At 73.7% G+C, this 23,340-nt stretch carries 22 protein-coding genes; 12 read left to right on the forward strand and 10 right to left on the reverse strand.

Annotated elements, in window-relative coordinates:
- Nucleotides 1-563: 563 nt before the first annotated feature.
- Nucleotides 564-2,243 (reverse strand): DNA repair helicase XPB, encoded by a 1,680-nt coding sequence (locus ABZ783_RS25380; RefSeq protein WP_357442174.1) that lies wholly within the window; start codon nt 2,241-2,243, stop codon nt 564-566.
- A 172-nt stretch (nt 2,244-2,415) separates the two neighbouring features.
- On the opposite strand from ABZ783_RS25380, the gene ABZ783_RS25385 reads away from it, so the two are divergent.
- Together ABZ783_RS25385 and ABZ783_RS25390 are read left to right on the forward strand one after the other, a co-directional pair.
- The gene (locus ABZ783_RS25385) at nt 2,416-3,279 is read left to right on the forward strand and encodes a L,D-transpeptidase family protein (RefSeq protein WP_357442175.1); all 864 of its coding nucleotides are present in this window, start codon (nt 2,416-2,418) and stop codon (nt 3,277-3,279) included.
- 122 nt (nt 3,280-3,401) lie between these two features.
- Nucleotides 3,402-3,638, forward strand: a complete 237-nt coding sequence (locus tag ABZ783_RS25390; RefSeq protein WP_357442176.1) for a hypothetical protein — start codon at nt 3,402-3,404, stop codon at nt 3,636-3,638.
- Between the two features lie 28 nt (nt 3,639-3,666).
- On the opposite strand, the gene ABZ783_RS25395 is transcribed toward ABZ783_RS25390, so the two are convergent.
- Nucleotides 3,667-6,141 carry a helicase-associated domain-containing protein gene (locus ABZ783_RS25395; RefSeq protein WP_357442177.1) on the reverse strand — a complete coding sequence of 825 codons (2,475 nt, stop codon included), beginning with the start codon at nt 6,139-6,141 and terminating at the stop codon, nt 3,667-3,669.
- 82 nt (nt 6,142-6,223) lie between these two features.
- Between ABZ783_RS25395 and ABZ783_RS25400 the strand changes: the two genes are divergently transcribed.
- Nucleotides 6,224-6,847, forward strand: coding sequence for an HAD hydrolase-like protein (locus tag ABZ783_RS25400; protein ID WP_357442178.1), 624 nt, complete (start codon nt 6,224-6,226; stop codon nt 6,845-6,847).
- Nucleotides 6,848-6,875: 28 nt separating this feature from the next.
- Nucleotides 6,876-7,262 carry a cold shock domain-containing protein gene (locus ABZ783_RS25405; protein WP_026267952.1) on the forward strand — a complete coding sequence of 129 codons (387 nt, stop codon included), beginning with the start codon at nt 6,876-6,878 and terminating at the stop codon, nt 7,260-7,262.
- On the opposite strand, the gene ABZ783_RS25410 is transcribed toward ABZ783_RS25405, so the two are convergent.
- Nucleotides 7,223-8,053 carry a 1,4-dihydroxy-6-naphthoate synthase gene (locus ABZ783_RS25410; protein ID WP_357442179.1) on the reverse strand — a complete coding sequence of 277 codons (831 nt, stop codon included), beginning with the start codon at nt 8,051-8,053 and terminating at the stop codon, nt 7,223-7,225. The genes ABZ783_RS25405 and ABZ783_RS25410 overlap by 40 nt on opposite strands.
- A 389-nt stretch (nt 8,054-8,442) precedes the next feature.
- Between ABZ783_RS25410 and ABZ783_RS25415 the strand changes: the two genes are divergently transcribed.
- The gene (locus ABZ783_RS25415) at nt 8,443-9,336 is read left to right on the forward strand and encodes a GNAT family N-acetyltransferase (protein ID WP_357442180.1); all 894 of its coding nucleotides are present in this window, start codon (nt 8,443-8,445) and stop codon (nt 9,334-9,336) included.
- Here the strand turns inward: ABZ783_RS25415 and ABZ783_RS25420 are convergent.
- Both ABZ783_RS25420 and ABZ783_RS25425 read right to left on the reverse strand, forming a co-directional pair.
- Nucleotides 9,308-9,958, reverse strand: a complete 651-nt coding sequence (locus tag ABZ783_RS25420) for a futalosine hydrolase (protein WP_357442181.1) — start codon at nt 9,956-9,958, stop codon at nt 9,308-9,310. The two genes, ABZ783_RS25415 and ABZ783_RS25420, sit on opposite strands and share 29 nt — an antisense overlap.
- Before the next feature lie 76 nt (nt 9,959-10,034).
- Nucleotides 10,035-11,645 (reverse strand): MFS transporter, encoded by a 1,611-nt coding sequence (locus tag ABZ783_RS25425; RefSeq protein ID WP_357442182.1) that lies wholly within the window; start codon nt 11,643-11,645, stop codon nt 10,035-10,037.
- Between the two features lie 87 nt (nt 11,646-11,732).
- Here ABZ783_RS25425 and ABZ783_RS25430 point away from each other — a divergent pair, with 87 nt between their 5' ends.
- A complete protein-coding gene (locus tag ABZ783_RS25430) occupies nt 11,733-12,572 on the forward strand; it encodes a DUF3027 domain-containing protein (RefSeq protein ID WP_357442183.1) in 840 nt (279 codons plus the stop codon).
- Nucleotides 12,573-12,597: 25 nt separating this feature from the next.
- Here ABZ783_RS25430 and ABZ783_RS25435 read toward each other — a convergent pair whose 3' ends face one another.
- Complete coding sequence (locus ABZ783_RS25435; RefSeq protein ID WP_357442184.1) at nt 12,598-12,858, reverse strand: DUF2530 domain-containing protein; 261 nt, start codon at nt 12,856-12,858, stop codon at nt 12,598-12,600.
- A gap of 187 nt (nt 12,859-13,045) precedes the next feature.
- On the opposite strand from ABZ783_RS25435, the gene ABZ783_RS25440 reads away from it, so the two are divergent.
- The 4 genes from ABZ783_RS25440 to thpR all read left to right on the forward strand — a co-directional run bounded on the left by ABZ783_RS25440 (nt 13,046) and on the right by thpR (nt 16,067).
- On the forward strand, nt 13,046-13,495 hold the full coding sequence (locus ABZ783_RS25440; protein WP_357442185.1) for a MarR family transcriptional regulator: 450 nt from the start codon (nt 13,046-13,048) through the stop codon (nt 13,493-13,495).
- Nucleotides 13,496-13,567: 72 nt separating this feature from the next.
- Nucleotides 13,568-14,854, forward strand: coding sequence for an MFS transporter (locus ABZ783_RS25445; protein ID WP_357442186.1), 1,287 nt, complete (start codon nt 13,568-13,570; stop codon nt 14,852-14,854).
- Nucleotides 14,855-14,973: 119 nt separating this feature from the next.
- The gene (locus tag ABZ783_RS25450; RefSeq protein WP_357442187.1) at nt 14,974-15,483 is read left to right on the forward strand and encodes a hypothetical protein; all 510 of its coding nucleotides are present in this window, start codon (nt 14,974-14,976) and stop codon (nt 15,481-15,483) included.
- 5 nt (nt 15,484-15,488) lie between these two features.
- Nucleotides 15,489-16,067 carry an RNA 2',3'-cyclic phosphodiesterase gene (gene thpR / locus ABZ783_RS25455; RefSeq protein WP_357442188.1) on the forward strand — a complete coding sequence of 193 codons (579 nt, stop codon included), beginning with the start codon at nt 15,489-15,491 and terminating at the stop codon, nt 16,065-16,067.
- 141 nt (nt 16,068-16,208) lie between these two features.
- On the opposite strand, the gene ABZ783_RS25460 is transcribed toward thpR, so the two are convergent.
- From ABZ783_RS25460 to ABZ783_RS25475, 4 genes are all read right to left on the reverse strand, one after another.
- Nucleotides 16,209-17,195 (reverse strand): aldo/keto reductase, encoded by a 987-nt coding sequence (locus ABZ783_RS25460; RefSeq protein ID WP_357442189.1) that lies wholly within the window; start codon nt 17,193-17,195, stop codon nt 16,209-16,211.
- 169 nt (nt 17,196-17,364) lie between these two features.
- Entirely contained in the window at nt 17,365-18,447 is a 1,083-nt protein-coding gene (sepH, locus tag ABZ783_RS25465) for a septation protein SepH (RefSeq protein WP_357442190.1), read from the reverse strand.
- A 189-nt stretch (nt 18,448-18,636) separates the two neighbouring features.
- On the reverse strand, nt 18,637-19,764 hold the full coding sequence (serC, locus tag ABZ783_RS25470; protein ID WP_357442191.1) for a phosphoserine transaminase: 1,128 nt from the start codon (nt 19,762-19,764) through the stop codon (nt 18,637-18,639).
- 253 nt (nt 19,765-20,017) lie between these two features.
- Nucleotides 20,018-21,124 (reverse strand): citrate synthase 2, encoded by a 1,107-nt coding sequence (locus tag ABZ783_RS25475; protein WP_357442192.1) that lies wholly within the window; start codon nt 21,122-21,124, stop codon nt 20,018-20,020.
- Nucleotides 21,125-21,394: 270 nt separating this feature from the next.
- Here ABZ783_RS25475 and pdxH point away from each other — a divergent pair, with 270 nt between their 5' ends.
- Both pdxH and ABZ783_RS25485 read left to right on the forward strand, forming a co-directional pair.
- Nucleotides 21,395-22,024 carry a pyridoxamine 5'-phosphate oxidase gene (gene pdxH, locus ABZ783_RS25480; protein WP_357442308.1) on the forward strand — a complete coding sequence of 210 codons (630 nt, stop codon included), beginning with the start codon at nt 21,395-21,397 and terminating at the stop codon, nt 22,022-22,024.
- Nucleotides 22,021-23,322, forward strand: coding sequence for an MFS transporter (locus ABZ783_RS25485; protein ID WP_357442193.1), 1,302 nt, complete (start codon nt 22,021-22,023; stop codon nt 23,320-23,322). Before pdxH ends, ABZ783_RS25485 begins: the two co-directional genes overlap by 4 nt.
- The last annotated feature ends 18 nt before the right edge of the window (nt 23,323-23,340 follow it).

Genomic DNA, 23,340 nt, shown 5'->3' on the forward strand with positions numbered 1-23,340 from the left:
GATGCCATCCGGCATCGGGCGGGCGGTCAGCGCCTCATTCCACGCTCGGCAGCTTCGGCCCGGAGATGTCGGGCCCTCAATGGGCTTGGAGCTGAGCGGTTGATGCCCTCACTGGAAGAGCCGGCCGGGCCTTCTGGAGCGGCCCCGCTTGGTGATTATGGAGTCCCTGCGCCGGCGGCGCACCATGATCGAATTGGCCTTCCGCTTCAACCCTTTGAAGATTCGGTCCCTCATCGCGCACCTCTCTTTCCGCGTACGTCGGATCGGCCATGGCGATTCCGCGCCGAACAAGCGGCAGTGGCGCGGGGGCTACCGGCCTCATCCGTCGCCTGTCCCAGCCCGCGTACCCGGCGTGACAGCAGCCATTCGTCAATGCCGGCCTGCGCCGCCTCGCGACCTGCCCGAGCGAAATGACCGGTTCCGGGGGCGCCGCGCCGACAAGGACGTGTTCGTCGCCGAGCAGGGGAAGCGCAGGCAGGTGAGTCGTTTACGACATCAACTCCACAGCGGGCACGAGGCAACCTCGCTCCCCGCGCGTTAGGCCCGAGGCGAGCAAGAACGGGTCAGTCGAAGGTGGGCAGCGACGGGCCGAGGACGTCGTCGGCGTCCACGATGGTGTACGCGTACCCCTGCTCGGCGAGGAAGCGCTGACGGTGGGCGGCGTACTCGGTGTCGATGGTGTCCCGGGAGACCACGGTGTAGAAGTGCGCCTGCCGGCCGTCGGCCTTCGGTCGCAGCACCCGGCCGAGGCGCTGCGCCTCCTCCTGCCGGGAGCCGAACGTGCCGGACACCTGGATCGCCACCGCCGCCTCGGGCAGGTCGATGGAGAAGTTGCCGACCTTCGAGATGACGAGGGTGCGCACCTCGCCCGAGCGGAAGGCGTCGAACAGCCGCTCCCGCTCCTTGTTGGTGGTCGAGCCCTGCACGATCGGCGCGTCCAGGTATTCGCCGAGCTGGTGCAGCTGGTCGATGTACCCGCCGATGACCAGGACCTGCTCGTCCGGGTGCCGGTCGACCAGCGCGCGAACGACCGGCAGCTTGGTCCGGGCGGTCGCCGCCATCCGGTAGCGCTCCTCGGCCTCCGCCGTCGCGTACGCCATCCGCTCCGCGTCGGTCAGGGTGACCCGTACCTCGGTGCACTCGGCCGGGGCGATCCAGCCCTGCGCCTCGATGTCCTTCCACGGCGCGTCGTACCGCTTGGGTCCGATCAGGCTGAACACGTCGCCCTCGCGGCCGTCCTCGCGGACCAGCGTCGCCGTCAGGCCGAGCCGGCGGCGGGCCTGAAGGTCCGCGGTGAACCGGAAGATCGGCGCGGGCAGCAGGTGCACCTCGTCGTAGATGACCAGACCCCAGTCGCGGGCGCCGAACAGGTCCAGGTGCGTGAAGGCACCCTTGCGGCGCGAGGTGAGCACCTGGTAGGTGGCGATGGTGACCGGGCGGATCTCCTTGCGCTCGCCCGAGTACTCGCCGATCTCGTCCTCGGTGAGCGAGGTGCGGGCGATCAGCTCCCGCTTCCACTGCCGGCCGGCGACCGTGTTGGTGACCAGGATCAGGGTGGTCGCCTGCGCCTCGGCCATCGCCGCCGCCCCGACCAGCGTCTTGCCGGCGCCGCAGGGGAGCACCACCACCCCGGACCCGCCGGCCCAGAACGCCTCCACGGCCTCCCGCTGGTACGACCGCAACGTCCACGGCTTCCCGCCGTCCTTGCCAGCTTCGGCCAGCTCGATCGGGTGCGCCTCGCCGTCGACGTAACCGGCCAGGTCCTCGGCCGGCCAGCCGAGCTTGAGCAGCGCCTGCTTGAGCCGGCCCCGCTCGGACGGGTGCACCGCGATGGTGTCGTCGTCGAGCTTCGCACCGAGCATCCCGGCCAGCTTCTTGCTCTTGGCGACCTCGATCAGCACCACCCGGTCCAGCGCGCGCAGCACCAGGCCGTGCACCGGGTCGTTGACGAGCTGGAGCCGGCCGTACCGGTCCATCGTCTCGGCCACGTCGACCAGCAGCGCGTGTGGCACGGGGTAGCGGCTGTATTTGATCAGGGCGTCCACCACGCCCTCGGCGTCGTGGCCGGCGGCCCGGGCGTTCCACAGGCCCAGCGGGGTGAGCCGGTAGGTGTGCACGTGCTCGGGAGAGCGCTCCAGCTCGGCGAACGGCGCGATGGCCATCCGGCACGCCTGCGCGTCGGGGTGGTCGATCTCCAGCAGCAGGGTCTTGTCCGACTGCACGATCAGTGGTCCACCGCTCACGCCAGCGTCCTTTCGCTTGCCGGGATCTCCTCGCCCGCACGACGCTGACCTGCCGAAGGCGGACCATCCAGTGTTGCACGTCCGGAGGTGTCCGAAAAAAGTCACGCCGAGAAGGCAACGGGACATCCGTCTCGTACGTCTAGGAAGGGAACGCCTTGCCAGGGGAGGGCCCATGAAGCGTGTCCGGTTCGCTGCCCGGGTCGTCAGCCTGGCGGCGGTCGTGCTGGTCGGCGTCGGTGCGTGCGCGCTCGATCCGCAGGGCGACGACGGATCCGGGGCCGCGGCTCCGGCACCCGTCGCCGTGACGGAGAAGGCATCGGGGGCGAGCGGGCACGCACCGACACCGGGCCAGCCGTCGCCGTCCCCGTCGGTGTCGCCGAGCCGGACGGCCACGCCGAAGCCCAGCCGGTCGACGAAACCGAAACCGAGCGCCACGCCGAAGCCGGTCTGCCCGCAGGGCGAGCGCCAGCGGGAAGTGGAGACGTACCTGGCCAAGCTGGGTGGGTTCGGGACGGTGACCGTGGACGGGCAGCAGTCGGCCGCCGACTGCGCCGCGATCAAGAAGTTCCAGCGCCGGTACGGGATCAGCCCCGCCGCCGGTCGCGCTGGCGCCACCACCTACGACGTGGCGCGCCGCCTGGCCACCACCGACGTACACCGTTGCCGGGCCGGCTCCGGCCTCACCTTCTGCGTCGACCTGACCCGGCAGACGGTCTGGGCGATGCGGGGCGGCAAGGTGGTGATGGGCCCGACGGTCACCCGCACCGGCATGAGCGGGTACGCCACCCCGACCGGCACCTACCGGGTGGGCGGGCGGAACCTGAAGGAGTGGTCCAACCCGTACGAGGTGTGGCTGCCGTACTGGCAGCAGTTCAACGGTGGCATCGGCTTCCACGAGACCACGACGTACCTGCACAACGGGTCGATCGGTTCGCACGGCTGCGTGAACCTGCTGCACCAGGACGCGGTGCGGCTCTGGGAGCTGGGCTCGATCGGCACCCGGGTGGTCGTCTTCGGTCACCGTTCCGGCACCTGAGCAGGCCCGGCCGCCCGTACCCCTGACCCTCCCCGGGTGGAATGAGGGTTTTCTCCCCTGTTCGGTGGCCGATTCCGGTGCCACCCTGGAAATCGGGTCCGGCGGGGCGGGAGGGGCTGACGATGACGGTCGATCACGAGGCGCTCCCCGAGGACGACCGGGCGACGGGGGACGAGGTCTCCCCGGCGGCCCTGGTCGGGTATGCGGCCGCTGCCGTCGGCGTGGTCGGCTGGTTCTTCTTCGGTCTGCTGGTGCAGCGCCAGGGCTTCGTCGACTCGTTCGGCGAGTCGGCCGGCGCGGCGTTCGGCCTGCTGCTCGCGGTGTCGGTGATCGGCACGATCCGCCGCAACGGGCGCTGAGCGGGGCTCGGGTCGAGCCCCGGCCCGTTCAGTCCTCCCGCACCGCCGCAGTGATCCGGTGCAGGGCGAACGTGTGCAGCATCTCCGTGCGCTCGTCCTCGGCGCGCAGGTAGCCCGCGCCGATCGACACCGGCCGGACCAGGCGGGACGCGGTCGCCCCGTGCGCGTCGACGTAACCCACCCAGACCAGCGCCTTGTCGCGTACCGCCTGCTGGAGCACGGCCAGCGCGTCGCTGTGGCTGTGCGCCGGCACCGGACCTGTACGCGCCGCGCCGCCCCGGACCACCGCCGGCGCCCGCCGGGCCGCCCGCGCCGCCGCCTCGCCCCGCCGGATCTGCTCCACCACCCCGAGCAGCCGGGGCATGGGCAGCCGGGGCGCCGCCAGCGGGTCCAGGCTGCGGGTGGCGGCCGGCATCCGGGCCGGCGCCCGCCGGGTCTTCGGCCGGGCGAGCACCGTCGCGCCGCTGGCGTCCTCCGGCACCGGCGCGTAACCGGCGTCGCGCAGCGCGGTCAGCATCCGCCCCACCTGGTACGGGGTGGCGAGCACCGTCGGAGCCAGCCGGCGGAACGACAGCGCCTCCAGCCGCTTGTCGGACAGCACCTCGGTGAGCAGTGCCTCGTCGTCGCTGCGCACGTACCCACCGGCCGAGCCGACCCGCAGCCCGCCGTGCTTGCGCGCGACGTCGTCCACCAGGTAGCTCAGGCCCTGCGGCACCGGGGTACGCGACCGGCGGCGGAAGAGCGCGTGCAGGTCGTCGGCGGAGTAGCCGGCGTCCAGGGCGCGCCGGACACTGGCCGTGGTGACCCGGTGCACGCTCGCGCCGCCGGCCGACTCGTGCTCGGCCACGGCGTCCAGTTCGCCGGCGAGCGTCGGGTCGGGCGGGCCGGGCACCACCACAGTCAGGTCGGCCTGCACGAGGAAGTGGTCGACCGGGGCGGGGAGCAGCGCGTCCAGCGCGCGTACGGCGGTGGACGGCTCGCCCGACTCGGCCTCGGAGAGCAGCCCGAGCGGGTCATCCGCCCGTTCGTCGGCCTCGGTCACGTCGGCCAGCAACAGCCGCCCGTACGAGGTGAGCGCGCCGAGCCCGGTCACCCCGAGCTGGGCCGCCTCGGCGAGCACCTCCCGGTGCGCGGCCTCCCGGCCCCGGGCCCGCCGGGGCGCCCGCCAGTCCAGCAGCTCCAGCACCTCGTCCGGGGTCGGGGCGGTCGCCGGAGCCAGGTCGGCCAGGGTGGCGAGCACCGCGTGCCGGGCGGCCGGCGCGCCGGCCCGCTCCGCCTCGGCGGAGAGCACCGAGATCGGCCGGTCCCGGTCGTCCCGCTGGCCGACCAGGCCCACCTGGCGGGTCATGGTCAGCCAGGCCCGGGCCAGCTGCTCCCAGCGCTGGGCCAGGGAACTGGCCCGCCACACCTCGTACCCGCCGGTCGGCAGGATCTGCTGGTCGCCGCCGTACCGGGTGGTGGCGGCACCGGTCAGATCCAGCTCACCAACCAGCCCGGCCGCGTACGCCACCTCGAAGAGCAGGGCCGTGGTCTGGTCGTCCAGCCCGAGCCCGCGGGCCAGCCGGCGCAGGTCACGCACGCCGACGCCGCCGGAGCGCAGCACCGGGGCCGGCTCGGCGGCCAGGCTCTCCAGCAGCGCCTCGGTCTGGCGTACCACCTCCATGGTCTGCCCGGCCCCGGCGGAGTCCACGGCCTTTGCCTCCCGCGGCGGGCTGGCCACCACCGGCGGGCTGGTCCGTAGCGGGCCGAGCGGGCCGCTGTCCCGGCGCAGCAGCAGCCCCACCTCGCGGGGCAGCTCGACCGTGCCGGCGCCGCCCTTGCCGCCGGACATCCGAACCAGCAGCCGGTGCTCGACCAGCCAGCGAATCGGGGAGCCGGTCGGCGCGCCGCCGTTGACCAGGTCCGGCGGGAGCGTGTCCTCGGTGCCGGTGGCGGGGGCCGCCAGCGCGCCCGGGGGCACGGTGCCGACCGGCGGGCCGGCGGCCAGCCGGTCCAGGATCGCCCGGGCCGAGGGCGGCGCGGCCAGCAGCGTCCGCCGCAGCTTCGCCGGATCGGTGCACACGGCCGCCGCCCGCGGGTCCAGCTCCGACGCCGGTCGGCCCAGCCCCGCCGGGTACGGCGACACCTCGTCGACGCCGCCGACCACGTGCAGGTCGTGCTCGGGGCCGTACAGCAGGAAGAGCGCGCGGAGCCGGTCCACCGCGCTCCGGACGGCGGTCGGGGCGGGCGGGTGCGGGCCGGCGGTGGCCAGCGCCAGGATCTCTGCGGTGCTGGTGCCGCCCTCCTCGGGGTGCCGGGTGAGCCGGGCGGCGTCCAGGATCAGGAGGGTGAACTGGTCCAGCCCGTCGAGGGCCCGGGCCACGGATACCCGCGACTGGGCGCGGATGGCGAGGGCGGAGACGTCGGCCGGCACCGGTACGACGAGGTCCGGCCGCAGCCGGAGGAGGGCGGCCAGGGACTCGTCGGAGAGCGTCCGCAGCTGGTCGGCGAGTGAGGTGGTCATCGTCGTTCCACGCTAGCCCGGCCGGGGGGCCTCCCGCCCCTCGGACGTCCGGCTCGGCTCGGCGGCCGGGTAGGTTCGCGGCATGCCTCCACTGATGGTCGGCTTCGACCTCGACATGACCCTGGTCGACTCGCGCCCCGGCATCGCCGCCGCCTACCGGGCGTTGACCGCGCTGACCGGCGTGCCCGTTGACGCGGACCTGGCGGTGTCCCGGCTCGGCCCGCCGCTGCGTACGGAAATCGCCCACTGGTTCCCGCCGGAGCGGGTGGAGGAGGCGGTGGTCGCCTATCGCGAGCTCTACCCGGCGTACGCGATCACGCCGACGCTGCCGATGCCCGGCGCGGAGGCCGCGATCGACGCGGTGCATGCGCGCGGGGGCCGGGTGATGGTGGTGACTTCGAAGATCGGGCGGCTGGCGAAGCTGCACCTGGATCACCTCGGGCTGGCCGTCGACGAGCTGGCCGGGGACCTCTTCGCCGAGCAGAAGGCGACCGCGCTGCGGGAGCACGGTGCGACCCTCTACGTCGGGGATCACGTCGCCGACATGGCAGCCGCGCAGGCCGCGGGAATCCCGGGCGTGGGAGTGACAACCGGGCCCTGCTCGGGGAACGAACTGGGGGACGCGGGTGCCCACGTGGTGCTGGATGATCTCACCGGATTCCCGGCGGCGCTGGACCGGATCATCCGGCTAGCCTTGAAGGGGTAGTTATCTCGAGCGAAGCAGGGGTTGTCAGGTGCCGACGGGTCGAGTGAAGTGGTATGACGCGGCCAAGGGATACGGCTTTGTCACCAGTGACGAGGGTGGCGACGTGTTCCTGCCCAAGGGCGCGCTACCGGCCGGCGTCGCCGACCTCAAGGGTGGCCAGCGGGTCGATTTCAGCGTGGTCGACAGCCGCCGGGGCGCGCAGGCCATGGGCGTGAAGCTGCTGGAGGCGCCGCCGTCCGTGGCGGAGCTGCGCCGCCGGCCGGCCGAGGAGCTGCACGGCCTGGTCGAAGACATGATCAAGGTGCTGGAGGCGAAGGTCCAGCCGGACCTGCGCCGGGGTCGTTTCCCGGACCGGAAGACTGCGCAGAAGATCGCTCAGCTGGTCCACGCGGTGGCGCGCGAGCTGGAGGTCTGAGGGACGAGCCCGGCGTCGGCGGCCCGACCCAGCAGCGCCTCGACGGCGGCGAAGCCGGCGTCACCCAGGTCGGCGGTGAACTCGTTGACGTAGAGGGCGATGTGTCGGTCCACCACGTCGGGCTCCATCTCCTGCGCGTGGGAGAGGACGTACGCCCGGCTGGCCTCCGGGTCGGCCCAGGCCTGGCGGACCGACTCGCGGATCCAGGCGGCAGCCTCGACCGGGTCGACCGCGCCCTTGCGGGCCAGGATCGCGCCGAGCGGGATCGGCAGGCCGCTGTCGCCCTCCCACCACTCGCCGAGGTCGACCAGGGCGGTCAGCCCGTGCCGGGGGTACGTGAACCGGGCCTCGTGGATCACCAGGCCGGCGTCGTACCGGCCGGCGGCGACGCCCGGCATGATCTCGTGGAACGGCACCACCTCGATCCGCGCCGGCGGCCGTTCCGCCGACCAGAGCCGGAACAGCAGGTACGCCGTGGTCCGCTCGCCCGGCACCGCGACCGTCGCGCCGGTGAGGTCGGTCCGGTCGCCGCGGGTGAGCACCAGCGGGCCGCAGCCCCGGCCCAACGCGCCGCCGCAGGGCAGCAGATGGTAGTCGTCGAGCAGCCAGGGCAGCGCCGCGTAGCTCACCTTCACCAGGTCGAACGCCCCGCGTTCGGCGGCCGTGTTGGTCACGTCCACGTCGGCGTAGGTCACCTCGACGGGCGGCGCGCCCGGCACCCGGCCGTGCACCAGGGCGTCGAAGACGAAGGTGTCGTTGGGGCACGGGGAGATCGCCAGGGAGAGGGCCACGCCCCCACCGTAACTCCGCGCTGCGGACCACCCGCCACCCCGGTCCCGCCACCGTGACGCCGCAGTGGTGTGCCGTCCTTCGACGGCGGGTGGCCTGACCGGAACCGGGCGTTGCCTCGCGCTGGCGGAGACAAGACTCGCTGCTCGCTTTGGAGCTGACATCGCAGACGATTCACGGATGGTCGTCGGCCCCTCTTCAGCTATGGCTGGGCGGCGCGCGCTTCCGGCTCTGGCTGGGTGGCGAGCCGGCGATATCACCAGCGACTCGGCTCCAAAGCGCTTCGCTATCCACACCTCGCCACGTCACGAAGCGGATGTCCACAGGGTTATCCACAGGTGGGTATGCGCTGTTGAAAGGGCGCGTGAGGCTGGGGCACATTTCGGGTGTGGTGGAGTCGCATTCTTCGATCGAGCCGGGCATAGACCTGGGTGATCTGCTACGCCGGCTGCGGCGGCGGGCCGACCTGAGCCAGCGTGAACTGGCTGCCCAGGCACGCGTGCCTCAGGCTACGGTCGCGCGGATCGAGTCCGGCCGGGCCATCGACCCCCGGTACCGGACGGTGGAGCGGTTGATCAGGGCCGCCGGGGGTGAAGTCCAGTTCTCCTGCCACGAACCGACATCCGGCGACTCCACGGTCGCCGGACCCGCCGGACCACGCCAGCTGCCAGCGCCGGTGCCGCACGATGAGCTGCGTGACCAGGCCGGGCGCCGGTATCCGGCCCACCTCGACGTGTGGGAGGTCCGCGAGCCGAAGGACTGGCCCGGGGCGTGGTGGGCGGAGTGGTACAACCTGCCGCCGGAGAAGTGGCCGCTGCCGCTGCCACCGGCGACGTACGAGATGAACCGGGAGTACCGGGATCGGCGGCGCGAGGCGGAATGGGTGCGTGGGTCGGTGACGGTTCGGCGGGTGACCGGGACCCAGACGGCCACGTCCTGGCGGTTCGTGGCGGAGTTGCCCGGCGGCGACCTGGTCGGGGAGCTTCGGGCGCACGAGCAGAGCCCGCATCTCTACTGGGGCGGCGAGGAACGCCCGGGGGAACGGGAGGCCGTCCTGGATGGGCTGCTCGTCGCCGCCCGGCACCGTCGGCTCGGGATCGGCCGTCGGCTGTTGGAGGCGCTCGCCGGGGAGTTGGCGAGGGCCGGCATCGGGGTGGTGCGGGCGCTGACCCAGGAGCCCGGCATCAGCTTCCTGCTGAGGTGCGGGTTTGAGCTGGAGGCGAGCCGGCCGGCCGCGTTGCGGCTGGAGCGGCCGGTCAACGCAGGGCGGCCGCCGCCGCGGTGAGGGCGGCGAACGCCTCCCGCATCCGCCAGGAGCCCCGGTCCCGGGGCCCGATCGGGTTGGAGACCGTGCGCAGCTCGGCGAAGGGCAGGCCGGCCTGGGCGGCGGCGACGGCGACGCCGTACCCCTCCATGGCCTCGGCCACCGCGTAGGGGTGCCGGGCGGCGAGGGCGGCTGTGCTGGCGGCCGTGCCGGTCACCGTGCTGACCGTGAGCACCACGCCGACGGTGGCCTGCGGCAGGGCCGTACGCAGGGCACCCAGCAGCTCCGGGTCGGCGGGTACGCCACTCCCGACGCCGAGCAGCTCCGCCGACATGCCCAGCTCCTCGATCGGGAGGAAACCCTCCGGTGACTCGGCGCCCAGGTCCGCCGCGACGCTGCGGGTCGCCAGCACGGCGCCGCCGATCTCCACCCGGTCGACGAATCCGCCGGCGATGCCCGCGCTGACCACCGCCCGGTACGGCCGCCCGGCCGCCTCGGCGAGCGCCAGCAGCCGGGCGGTGGCGGCTCCGGCGACGGCCGGGCCCACCCCGACCGGGGTGACCGTGACCGCCGGGTCGGCCAGCCCGGCCCGGATCGCCTCCGCCTCGGCAGGTACGGCGGTCACCACCAGCAGTCCCCTCACGCCGCCGCCTCGCTCCGCTCGGCGGCGGCGCGAGACGCCACGCTGCTGAGCCGAATGGTTCGCTCGCTCCGCTTGCTCACGCCACCGGCCCTCGCGGACCCTGTCGGTTCTCCTCCTCGGCCCCGCCCGGCCCGCCGACCGGGGAGGAGGACGGGCGGTAGATGTGGAACCCGGGCGGCGCGAGCCCGTCGTCGTCGGCCGGGGCGGGCGTGGCGGCCTGGGCGGGGGCCGGCGAGGTGGGCGTGGAGTCGGCCACCCCCTCCGCCGGCTCGGCCTGCTCGGCGGCCAGCTCCTCGTCCCCGAGCGGCCGGCCGACCAGGCGCTCGTTACGCAGCCGGCTGGCCACCAGCACGCCGCGCGCGGCCACCAGCGCCGCCACGCCGGCGGCCACCGCGACCCCGACCCGGCCGGTGAAGGGGACCAGCCCGAGCCCACCGCCCGCCACGAAGGCGAGCATGAGCGCGGTCTCCGAGTGGGCGAAGGAGCTGGCCCGCAGCCGCTCCGGGATCCGCTCCTGGATCGACGCGTCGACCGCGAGCTTGGCGATCCCGCTCATCAGCGAGGCGACCAGGCAGAGCAGCGCCACCAGCGGCAGCGAGAACTTCAGCGCGGCCAGCACCCCCACCCCGGCCACGACGATCGTGCCGCTGGACTGGATCGCGGCCGGCCGGTGGATGCGCAGCCGGGTGCCGACCGCGGTGGCCAGGAAGGTGCCCACCGCCAGCGCGCCGCCGACCAGGCCCAGCGCACCCTGGGCGCCCAGGTCCCGGCCGAAGAAGTCGGTGGTCAGGTCGCCGGCCTTGATGGCGAACGCCAGGAAGAGCAGCAGGAAGCCGTACACCCCGCGCAGCGCGGCGGCGCCGATCAGGGTGGCGATCACCAGGCGGCCGGCCGGGCGGCCCCGACCCAGCGGTCGTTCCCCGTCCCGGCGGCGCAGTGCCCGGAACGGCTGCGGCACCCGCTCCGGCGGCTCCGAGTCCGCCCGCGGCGGCAGGCGCAACGCGATCACCATGCCGACCAGGAAGATCAGCGAGGCCACCCGGAGCGGCCACTGCGCCCCGAACCAGAACGTGGCCAGCCCGAGCGGGGCGACCAGGCCGCCCGCCACCGTCCCGTAGACGCTCGCCCGGGCACCCACCTGGGACAGCCCCAGCCCCTCGGGCAGCAGCCGGGGTACGGCCGCCGAGCGGGCCACCCCGTACGCCCGGGAGAGGGCGAGCACGCCGAACGCCGCCGGGTAGAGCCCGAAACTGCCGAGGTAGTCGGAGAGCAGCCAGGCGAGGAAGGCCCGGCCGAGCATGGTGGTCGCCAGGGCGTACCGGCGGCCGTGCCGGAAGTGGTCCAGCAGCGGCCCGACCACCGGGGCGAGCATGGCGAACGGCACCATGGTCACCAGCAGGTAGAGGGCGACCTTGTTCCGCGCCTCGCCGAGCGGCACGTCGAAGAAGATCGTCCCGGCCAGGCCGATGGCGATCAGCGTGTCCCCCGCGCAGGAGAGGGCGTGCAGGTCGAAGAGGCGGACCATGCCCACCTCGTTGCCGGCGCTGCGCGCCCGGGCCGAGCCGGCCCGCCGGGTCATCCACCGTCCGCCGTGCAGCGAGCCGCGGAGCAGCAGGCGGGTGGCACGGATGCCGGTGCCGACGGTCCGCCCGAGGAGGGACCGGCCGGAGCGGGAGGACAGCGGCATGTCTCCCATCCTGGCCCATCTGATCGGCCCGCGCCGCACCACCTGTGGAGAACGACTCCGGGGAGTGCCTGACAGCCGACCGTGGGCATGGGGAACAATGGGCGGGTGACCAGGCCCGCCTCCGCCCGCGCTCCCCGGCTCGACCAGGTCTGCGCCGCCGCCGTCGAGGTGGCCCGCGCCGCCATCACCGAGGTGGACCCCGCCGACGTCGGCGAGCACCTCCAGGCCGTCGCCGAAGGCGACCGGCTCGTCACCCACTACTTTGACTGCCGGCTGGCGGGATACCGCGGCTGGCGCTGGGCCGTCACGGTGACCCGGGTGCCGCGCAGCCGGCACGTCACGATCTGCGAGACGGTCCTGCTGCCCGGCCCCGACGCGCTGCTCGCCCCCGGCTGGGTGCCCTGGCAGGAGCGGCTCAAGCCGGGCGACCTGGGCCCGGGCGACCTGCTGCCCACCCCGCCGGACGACGAGCGCCTCGCCCCGGGCTACCTGCTCTCCGACGACCCGGCGGTCGAGGAGACCGCGTGGGAGCTGGGTCTGGGCCGGCCCCGGGTGCTGTCCCGGGAGGGCCGCTCGGACGCCGCCCAGCGCTGGTACGACGGCGACCACGGCCCGAACGCCGCGATCTCGGTGGCCGCGCCGGCCGCCGCCCGCTGCGGCACCTGCGGCTTCTACCTTCCCCTCGCCGGCGCGTTGCGGCAGTCCTTCGGCGCGTGCGGCAACTTCTACGCCCCCGACGACGGCCGGGTGGTGAGCGCCGACCACGGCTGCGGGGCGCACTCGGAGACGCTGGCAGAGACGGCCGAGACGCCGGTCGACGAGCTGCCCACGGTCTACGACGACAGCGCGGTCGAGGCGGTGTCGGTCAGCCGGGCTCCCGGCTCGGTGGAGGCGGCCGAGCCGGCGGAGCCGTACGGGCACCCCTGACGGGCTGTCCTGACCGCCGCCCGGGTCAGTCCCGGCGGGCGGTGGCCTCTCGGCGGCGGCGCCGGTTGGCGTCGTGCCGCATCATCACGGCGAGACCGGGAAAGCCCCACAGGAAGCCGGCCAGGCAGGTCCAGAGCCAGTTCTGGTGCCCGTGCTCGGTGAGCCAACCGCGGAAGAAGATCAGCAGCACCAGCCCGACCACCGCCCAGACGATCAGCCCGGCGACGGCGAACGGCACCATCGGCGGGTCGAGCGGTTCGGGCCGCGGCGGTTGCTCCTGAGGCACCGGCACAGCGTACGCGAGGCCACGGACATCCACCCCCTGTTGTACGCCGCGGCGTTGTTGTTCATCCTGTACTTCCCGCGTGGGCCGATCGGGTCCGCGGTGTTCTGACGCGGGGAAAAGTCGATCTTCTGGTGAGCCTGGTCATATCGCATGTCGTTAGCCAGGCTCATTAGTTAAGCTAACTAGTGTGACGGAGCGGACGGTGACGGCGAAACGCGTGCCACCGGCGCAGCTGGCCCCTCAGCTGCGTAATGCGATCACCCGACTCAACCGGCGGGTCCGGCAGGCCCGCCCGGTCGGCGACCTGACGGGCAGCCAACTCTCGGCGCTCACCAGCCTCAACCTGGCGGGTGCCCTGACGCCCCGGGAGTTGTCCGACGTCGAGCGGGTGCAGCCGCCGACGATGACCAAGATCGTCGCAAAGCTGGAGGAGCGCGGCCTCGTGCAGCGCACCCCCCACCCGACCGACGGCCGGCAGGTCATCCTCGCGGCGACCGAGGGGGGACGGGCCGTGCTCGAGCAGTTCGAGCGGGCCCGCAACCAGTGGCTGGCCGACCGGCTGGCCGAACTCACCGAGGAGGAACGCGACACGCTGCGGCGGGCCGCCGACATCCTCCAGGAGATCGCTCGCGCCTGAGCCGACCGCGTCGTGCGGTCCGCCCCGTCCGCCGTGGATGAGGCGTACCCGACGCGAGGAGGCGCACTTAGCGTGCAGGCCAGGCTGAGCACGATGTTCCAGTCCCTACGAGTCCGCAACTACCGACTCTTCGCCACCGGACAGCTGATCAAGTTGATCGGCGTCTGGATGATGTTCATTGCCCAGGACTGGCTCGTCCTCGAGCTCAGCGACAACTCGGCCACCGCGCTCGGCGTGGTCACCGCGTTGCAGTTCACCCCCGTCCTGCTGCTGACCCTGCTCTCCGGCCGTCTCGCCGACCGCTACGACAAGCGGCTGCTGCTCTTCATCGCCAACGCCTTCTGGACCGCGCTGGCGCTGGTGATGAGCCTGCTGGTGATCACCGGCCTGGTGCAGTTGTGGCACGTCTTCGCGTTCGCCGCCCTGCTCGGCGTCGCCAACGCGGTGGAAACCCCGGTCCGGCAGGCGTTCGTCTCCGAACTGGTCGGCGTACCGCTGCTGCCGAACGCGCTCTCGCTCAACGCGGCCACCTTCAACTCGGCCCGGATCATCGGCCCGGCCGTCGCCGGTCTGGCCATCGCCGCCTTCGACGTCGGACCGGTGTTCCTCTTCAGCGCGCTCAGCTCGATCGCCCCGCTGGTCAACGTGGTCCGGATGCGTACCTCCGAGCTGCACCGCAAGGACCTGCTGCCGGCCGGCCAGCGCGACCAGGCCCGGGTGGTGGACGGCCTGCGGTACGTCGCGCGCCGGCCGGACATCCTGCTGCCGATGGCGCTGATGTCGGTGATCGGGATGAGCCTGTTCAACTTCCAGCTCACCCTCGCCGCGCTGGCCAAGACCGTGTTCAACACCGGCGCCGCCTCGTTCGGCCTGTTCAGCACCGCGCTCGCGGTCGGTGCGCTGACCGGCGCGCTGGCCGGCACCGGGCGGCGCAGCCGCCCCTCGGTCTGGCTGGTGCTCGGCGCGGCGGTCGGCTGCGCCACCTTCGGCACCATGGTCGGGCTCGCGGGGGCGTACTGGCTGGTCGTGGCGCTGCTGCTGCCGACCGGGTTCTTCATGGTCTTCTTCGCCCAGGCCGCGAACCAGCGGGTCCAGCTCAGCGTCGACGCCGCGTTCCGGGGCCGGGTGATGGCGCTGTGGGTGCTGGTCTTCCTCGGCACCAACCCGGTCGGCGCGCCGATCATCGGCTGGGTGGCCGAGACCTTCGGCGCCGGGGCGAGCATCTGGATCGGCGGGCTGATCTCGCTGGCCGCCGCGCTCCTCGCGCTCACCTGGCAACTGCGCCGCTCCGGCGCCCGGCTGCGGATGCGGGTGCTGCCGATGCCCCGCTTCTACGTGGTCTCGCCCGGCGCCGAGTGACCCGGTGACCACCGGAAGGACCGGTTTCCGCCCCGGGGACCGGTCCTTCCGTTTGCGCATTCCGGCCCGATCTCGCCAAACGGGTAGCGGGCCGCCACGAGGCGGCTTAGCGTCGATATGTGGGAGTGGGGCGGGGACTTCTGTTGATGCTGGCGATCCTCGCCGTCTGCTGCCTGCCCGCCGTCTTCGCGCTGCTCTTCTGCGCCGACGAGATCATCGACCGGGTGGCCTGCGGCTGGGCCGAGTGGCGGGAGCAGCGCCGCGAACGCCGGACAATCGCCCGGCTGGACCGGGCCATCGAGGCGGACTCGCTCACCCGCGACATCGACCTCACCGAGTTCGACCGGGGGGACCGCCGCCCGCTGGAACAGCTCGCCGTTGACCTGCGCCGGCTCGGCGGCCACCGGCTCGCCGCCGCCGACCGCTCCGTGGTGTGGCACGGCGCGGTCATCGACGCGTACGACGAGCGGCTGCGCGCCGCCTGCCGGGCACTCGACATCACCGAGCATCTGGCCGACCTGGAGGGCGTCGACCGGGAGATCGAACGCGTCCGGGTGGAGGGACTGGTGCACGCGGCCGGGCTCACTCTGCCCGCGGCCCGGCCCGGGCACCATCAGCGGCACCGCTGACGCCGGTGCGGCTCTTCGTCGCGGTCTACCCGCCCCGGACGGCGGTCGACGACCTCGCCGCCCAGGTGGCCCGGCTGCGGGTCGGTGCCGCCACCGCCGCCGGCACCAACGTCCGACTGGCCGACCCGGCGAACGCCCACCTCACCCTGGCCTTCCTCGGCGACGTGCCGGACGACCGACTGGTCGACGTGGAGAGCGCGCTCGGGCTGGCCACCGAGACGTTCCGGGACGGCCGGGACAACTCACCCCGGCTTCGCCTGGGCGGTGGGGGCAGCTTCGGGCGCGGTCGGTTCACCGTGCTCTGGGTGGACGTCCGGGGCGACGTCGAGGGGCTGGCCGTGCTGGCCCGGCTGATCCGGTTCGGGCTGCGCCGCGCCGAGCTGCCGCACGACGAGAAACCGTTCCGGGCCCACCTGACGATCGCCCGGCCCGGGGACCGGATCGACCGCGCCGACATCCTGGCCGACCGGGAGGCGCTGCACGACTACCTCGGCCCGGAATGGCCGGCGGAGGAGCTGGTGCTGGTCCGCAGCCATCCCGGCCCCCGCCCCACCTACGACCGCCTGGCCGCCTGGCCGATCTGATCCAAGCCAGCGCCGCCGGGGGATCGCGCCAGGTCGGCGATCGGGCGGTGTCCTCGGTGCATCCACCCCGCCAGATCGCCGACCTCGCGGCGCAGGCACGCGCCCGGTCGGCCGGAACGCGTCCGGCCGGCCCGGGACGGGTCACCAGGCCCAGGCCTCCGGGCCGGGGCCGCCGTTGCCGAGCGGCGGGAAGAGCCCGTCCAGCCGCTGCAGGGTGGCCTCGTCGAGGTCTACGTCCAACGCGCCGAGGGTCCGGTCGAGTTGGTCCAGCGTGCGCGGACCGACGATCGGGGCGGTCACCCCGGGCCGGGAGAGCAGCCAGGCCAGCGCCACGTCGGCCGGGTCGTGGCCGAGGTCGGCACAGAGCTTCTCGTACGCCTCGATGGTGGACCGGTGCGCGGCGAGCGCGTCGGCCGACCGGCCGGTGGTGCCGCGCGCCGCGCCGCCCTCGGCCATCTTCCGGATGACCCCGGAGAGCAGCCCGCCGTGCAGTGGCGACCAGGGGATGATGCCCAGCCCGTACTCCTGCGCGGCCGGGATCACCTCCAGCTCGACGTGGCGGGTGAGCAGGTTGTAGATGCACTGCTCGGAGACGAGGCCGAGGAAGTTGCGCCGGCCCGCCGCCGCCTGCGCCCGGGCGATGTGCCAGCCGGCGAAGTTGGACGACCCGACGTAGAACACCTTGCCCTGGGCGACCAGGGTCTCCATGGCCTGCCAGATCTCCTCCCACGGCGTGGTCCGGGAGATGTGGTGCATCTGGTACAGGTCGATGGTGTCGGTCTGCAGCCGGCGCAGCGACTCCTCACAGGCCCGGATGATGTGCCGGGCGCTGAGGCCCTGCTCGTTGGGCCAGTCGCCCATCTTGCCGTACACCTTGGTGGCCAGGACGACCTTGTCGCGGCGCCCGCCGCCCTGGGCGAACCAGCGGCCGATGATCTGCTCGGTGACGCCCTCGCCGAGCTTCCAGCCGTAGACGTTCGCGGTGTCGAAGAAGTTGATCCCGTGTTCCAGAGCCCGGTCCATGATGGCGAAACTGTCCGGCTCGTCGGTCTGCGGACCGAAGTTCATGGTGCCGAGGCAGAGCCGGCTCACCGAGAGACCGGTGCGTCCCAGGTTCGTGTACTCCATGGGTCCACCCTGGCACGCGGGCACTTCGAGTGCCTTGCGACGACTCCAGCTCGGCTGGCGGCCATGATTCGGCCTCCGCGCCGCTTGGCGGCGCTCCGGACCGAATGAAGGCCGGTCTGACGCCGCGCTGCGACCTGGAGCCGTCGCGCGCCAGGGTGGACCGGGTGGATCAGGATGACTCGCGGGCCGCCGGGCCGCTGCCGAAGAGGACGTCGTCCCAGCTCGGCAGCCGCTTGCGCGGCTTGCCGCCGGCTTCCGCCGACTCGCCGCCGCCGGCCGCTGCCGCCGGGCCGGTGCGCCGCGGCCGGAGCACGGCCAGCGACGGTACGGCCGGGACCTCCTTCGGCGCGTCCGAATCGTCGTCGAAGGCCGAACCCGGACCGCCGCCGAGCAGCGCCGCGGCGCCACCGGAGACCGGCCGCTGGCGGGGCGCCTCCGGCCCGGCCAGGGCGGCCGGGGACCGGGTGTCGAGACCCCGCCCGGACGCACCGCCGAGCGGCCGGTCCAGCGAGGCGAGCAGGGCGTCCCGGCCGGCGCGGATCGGGTCCCGCCCCGGACGGGCGTGCTCGGCGGGCGCCGGCAGGCCGTGCCCGCCCCGGCTCGGCTCGCCGCGCGACGGGCCGGGCAGCGCGTGGCCGCCCCGCTCCGGTGCCGGCTCCTGGCCGAGGATCGGCGTGGGCCGCTCGGCGCAGAGGTATTGCGCCATGTCGTCGTGCGGGGTGACGTGCTGCCGGGTCTTGTCGAGATCCCAGACCGCCTGCGCGGTGGCCTTGCCCGACGGCCAGGTGGCGATGATTCGCCAGGTGCCGTCGTCCCGCCGGTACGCGTCCCAGGAGATCTTCTCGGTGTCGATCCCGTGCTGGCCCAGCCGGCCGTTGACCACCTCGGCCAGCGGGGTCGGCTTCTCCGCGCCCTTGAGCCTGGTCCGCCGGGCGTGCTGGGCGAGCATGGCCCGCTCCTGGAGCACCGGGCCGGCGTAGCGCAGGACGCGGTCGACCGGGACACCGGCGATCCGGGCGACGTCCTCGGCGGACTCGCCGGAGCGGATCCGGGCCTGGATGTCCCGCGGCGAGAGCGACGGCGTCGGGTCGGCGGCGGTCGCCACGACCGCGAGGGGCGCCGCGCCGGGATCGGGGTGCAGCACCGAGGCGACGCGTTCGTCGATCGGCAGGGCGAGCAGGCGCCCGACCTCGTCGGCGAGCACCAGAGCCTGGCCGTCCTCGGAGAGGGCGACGAAGCGTACTGGGCGCATGGGCTTGCCTCCGTCCCGCTTCGCTGGCCGTCACGCCACGAGCCGGCCACCCGGGCGTCTCGCACCACCGTACGCGCATCTACCCGAAGGTGGGGGATGTGACACCCCGGCATGTCGCGACTGACCTGCGGCGATGATCACGGTGGGTGGCCGTCGGGGCGTCGGCGGCCACCCAGCGTCACGAGGTGATCAGAGTCGCTCGACCACGTGGTCGACGCACGCGGTGAGCGCCTCGACGTCGGCCGGCTCGACGGCCGGGAACAGCGCGATCCGGAGCTGGTTGCGGCCCAGCTTCCGGTACGGCTCGGTGTCGACGATGCCGTTGGCGCGCAGCACCTTCGCGATCGCCGAGGCGTCCACCCCGTCGGCGAAGTCGATCGTGGCGACCACGTTGGAGCGCAGCGCCGGGTCGGCCACGAACGGCGTGGCGAACGCGGACCGCTCGGCCCAGCCGTACACGATGCCGGCGCTCTCGGCGGTGCGCTTGGCCGCCCAGGCCAGGCCGCCCTGGGCGTTCATCCAGTCGGTCTGCTCGGCGGCCAGGAAGATGGTGGCCAGCGCCGGGGTGTTGTACGTCTGCTCCAGCCGCGAGTTGTCGATCGCGGTGACCAGGTCGAGGAAGGCCGGGATGTAGCGACCCGACTCCTTGATCTCGGTGGCCCGGGCGAGCGCGGCCGGCGACATCAGGGCCAGCCAGAGACCGCCGTCGGAGCCGAAGCACTTCTGCGGGGCGAAGTAGTAGACGTCCGTCTCGCCGACGTTGACCTCCAGGCCGCCGGCGCCGGAGGTGGCGTCGACCAGCAGCAGCGCGCCCTCGTCGGCGCCCGGCACCCGGCTGATCGGCACGGCCACGCCGGTCGAGGTCTCGTTGTGCGGGGTGGCGTAGACGTCCACGCCGACCTCGGCGACCAGGGTCGGGGCGCTGCCCGGCTCGGACTTGCGGATCGTCGGCTCGCCCAGGAACGGGGCGTCCTTGACCGACTTGGCGAACTTGGCCCCGAACTCGCCGAAGCTGGCGAACTGGGCCCGGTCGCGGACCAGGCCGAAGGTGGCGACCTCCCAGAAGGCGGTGGTGCCGCCGTTGCCGATGACCACCTCATAGCCCTCGGGGAGGGAGAAGAACTCGGCGATGCCCCGGCGCAGCCGGGCCACCTGGTCCCGCACGGTCTGCTGCCGGTGGGAGGTGCCCAGGTAGCTGGTGGCGACGTCGGCGAGGGCGGAGACCGCCGCCGGACGGACCTTGGACGGCCCGCAGCCGAACCGCCCGTCGGCGGGCTTGATGTCGTCGGGAATCCGGATGGTCGGTGCGTCAGCCACGGTTGTCTCGATCCTTCCGCGTGGGCTGCGAGGAGGGGCCCTTCAGCGGGCGCGGACCGACGACGGCCGCGCGTGGGCGCGCGGGGGAGCCGGGATCCGAGCCCGGGCCGGCGGCACTGCCGGCCTTCATCCTCCCACCCGGGCCGGCCCGCCCGGCGGCTGGTCCCACACCCCGCGGTGAGGGATGCGCCACAGCGATGCGCGAAGGGCCCCGTCCGCGGCGGACGAGGCCCTTCGAGGGGTACGCGGGGGATCAGACGCCGTGCGGGATGGCGTCCCAGCCCTCGACCTCCTGTGGCTTGCGCGGGCCGTGGCCGACGTACCGGGCCGAGGGGCGGACCAGCCGCTGGAGCTTCTTCTGCTCCAGGATGTGCGCGGACCAACCGCCCATCCGGGCACAGGTGAACATCGAGGTGAACATGTGCGCCGGCACCTCGGCGAAGTCCAGCACCACGGCCGACCAGAACTCGACGTTGGTGGCGAGCACCCGGTCCGGGCGGCGGGCCTGCAGCTCGGCCAGCGCGGCCTTCTCCAGCGCCTCGGCGACCTCGAAGCGGGGTGCGCCCAGCTCCTTGGCGGTGCGCCGGAGCACCCGGGCGCGCGGGTCCTCGGCCCGGTAGACCCGGTGGCCGAAGCCCATCAGCCGCTCGCCCCGGTCGAGGACGCCCTTGACGTAACCCTCGGCGTCGCCGCTGCGCTCGACCGACTCCAGCATGCTGAGCACCCGCGACGGCGCGCCGCCGTGCAGCGGACCGGAGAGCGCGCCGATGCCGGAGGAGATGCAGGCGGCGGCGTCGGCACCGGTGGAGGCGACGATCCGGGCGGTGAAGGTGGAGGCGTTCAGGCCGTGCTCGGCGGCCGAGATGAAGTAGGCGTCGACGGCCTTGACGTGCCGCGGGTCGGGCTCACCCCGCCAGCGCTTCATGAAGCGCTCGACGATCGTCTCCGCCTTGTCGATCTCCTTCTGCGGCACGGCGGGCAGGCCGAGGCCGCGGGCGGACTGGGCGACGAAGGAGAGCGCGGTGACCGACACCCGGGCCAGGTCCTCGCGGGCCTGCTCGTCGGAGATGTCGAGCAGCTGGTCGAGGCCCCAGTACGGGGCGAGCATGGCGACCGCGGACTGCACGTCGACGCGGATGTCGCCGGAGTGCACCGGCACCGGGAACGGCTCGGCCGGCGGCAGGCCCGGGCCGAAGCGCCCGTCGACCAGCAGCGCCCAGACGTTGCCGAAGGAGACCTGGCCGATCAGATCCTCGATGTCCACGCCGCGATAGCGCAGCGAGCCACCCTCGCGGTCCGGTTCGGCGATCTCGGTCTCGAAGGCTACGACGCCTTCCAGGCCCGGTTTGAAGTCGGACATGTCGTCTCCTGGCTTCCGGCTCGGTGCGCCCGCGCGGGCTGATCCGGCCCCGCTCCTTAGGCGACCCTCAGGGATGTGTTCGTGCCATCTTGCCTGCTCGGTAACCAAGTGCGCGACCCGCGGCGACTGTGCTGCACGCCTCATCCCCGCGGGTGGACAAGCTCACGGTCTGGGCCAGACTGGGCGGTGGGGTCTGGCCAGCGTCGGGGGACGCGGTCGCCTCGACGAGGGGGAGACGGAGTGACGGGCGACACACCGGCCCCGGCGGGCATGCGTAACGAGTACGCCGCCGACCTGGGCCTTTCCGAATCGGACCTGGCACCGGACTGGCACACCCAGTTCGGCCGCTGGTTCGCCGACGCGGTGGCGTACCCGCTGCCCGAACCGAACGCGATGGTGGTCGCCACCGCCGACGCCGAGGGCCGCCCGAGCGCCCGCACCGTCCTGCTCAAGGGGTACGACCCGGACGGCTTCGTCTTCTACACCAACTACGGGTCCCGCAAGGCCGCCGAGGCGGCCGCCAACCCGTGGGCCAGCCTGGTCTTCCCCTGGTTCCCGATGCAGCGCCAGGTGGTGGTCACCGGGCGGGTGGCGCGGGTGGACCGGGCCGAGACCGAGGCGTACTTCGCCAGCCGGCCGCGCGGCTCCCAGCTCGGCGCCTGGGCCAGCAGCCAGTCCCAGGTCGTCCCGGAGCGGGCCGCGCTGGACGCGGCGTACCGGGCGGCGGCGGAGCGGTTCGCCGACGTGGACCCGATCCCCGCCCCGCCGCACTGGGGCGGGCTGCGGGTCCGGCCGGAGACGGTGGAGTTCTGGCACGGCCGGGTCAGCCGGCTGCACGACCGGCTGCGGTTCCGCCGTACCGAGGGCGGCGACTGGATCACCGAGCGGCTGGCGCCGTGACCGGAGTGAAGGAGGCCCGGCCGCGCGGATCGCGCCGCTGGGCGATCGACCTGCGTCCGCTGAGCGTGCCCGCGTACCGGCGGGTCTGGCTCGGCAACGGCGTGGCGATGTTCGGCTTCCAGTTCACCGCGGTCGCCGTACCGGTCGAGATGTTCGCCCTGACCGGCGGCTCGTTCTGGGTCGGGCTGCTCGGCGTGGCCGGGTTCCTGCCGCTGCTGGTCTTCGGGCTGTGGGGAGGGGCGGTCGCCGACGCCCGGGACCGGCGCCAGGTGCTGCTCGCCGCCGGCGGGCTGCTCTGGGCGTCGACCCTGGGCCTGCTGCTCCAGTCGGTGTTCCGGGTGGGCAGCCCGACGCTGCTGCTCGCCCTGGTCGCGGTGCAGTCGATCGCCTTCGCGATCACCTCACCGGCCCGCAGCGCGATCCTGCCCCGGCTGGTGCCGGCCGAGCTGGTGCCGGCGGCCAGCACGCTGAACTTCACCACGTTCACCGCGACCTCGGTCTTCGGGCCGCTCACGGCCGGCCTGATCTTCGCCACCTGGCGGATCGACGTCGGGCTGCCGATCGCGTACGCGGTGGACGCGCTGCTGTTCACCGTCTCGCTCTGGGCCACCCTGCGCCTGCCGGCGATGCCGCCCGAGCCCGACGCGGACGGCGACGGCACGCCGCGGAAGGCGGGACTGGCCAGCATCGTGGACGGGTTCCGCTACCTGGCCACCACGCCGGTGCTGCTGCTGTCGTTCGCCATCGACCTGATCGCGATGGTCCTGGCCATGCCGCGGGCGCTCTTCCCCGAGGTGGCGCAGGAGCGGCTCGGTGGTGCCGGAGCCGTCGGCTGGCTCTACAGCGCCATCGCCATCGGCGCGATGGTGGGCGGGCTGACCTCCGGCTGGATCGGCCGGCTGCGGCGGCAGGGGCTGGCGCTGGTGCTGGCCGTGGTGGGCTGGGGCATCGCGATCGCCCTGGCCGGGCTGGCCCGCCAGCTCTGGCTGGTGGTGCTGCTGCTCGGCCTGGCCGGGGCCGCCGACCTGGTCAGCTCGGTGTTGCGGCAGTCGATGCTGCTGATCTACGCGCCGGACCGGATGCGCGGCCGGCTCCAGGGCGTGAACACCGTGGTGGTCGCCGGTGGTCCACGCCTGGGCGACCTGCGCGCCGGCACGATGGCCGCCGGCTTCGGCGCCGGCGTCGCCTGGGTGGGCGGCGGCCTCGTCTCGGCCGTCCTCGCCGTGCTGCTGGTGGTGGCCTTCCCGGCCCTGCTCCGCTACCGGGCCGCCAGCACGGCGGAGGCCGAGCGGAAGTGAGCCGCCTCCCGTGCCGGC

The organism is Micromonospora sp. NPDC047738 (genome assembly GCF_040642675.1).
GTDB lineage: Bacteria > Actinomycetota > Actinomycetes > Mycobacteriales > Micromonosporaceae > Micromonospora.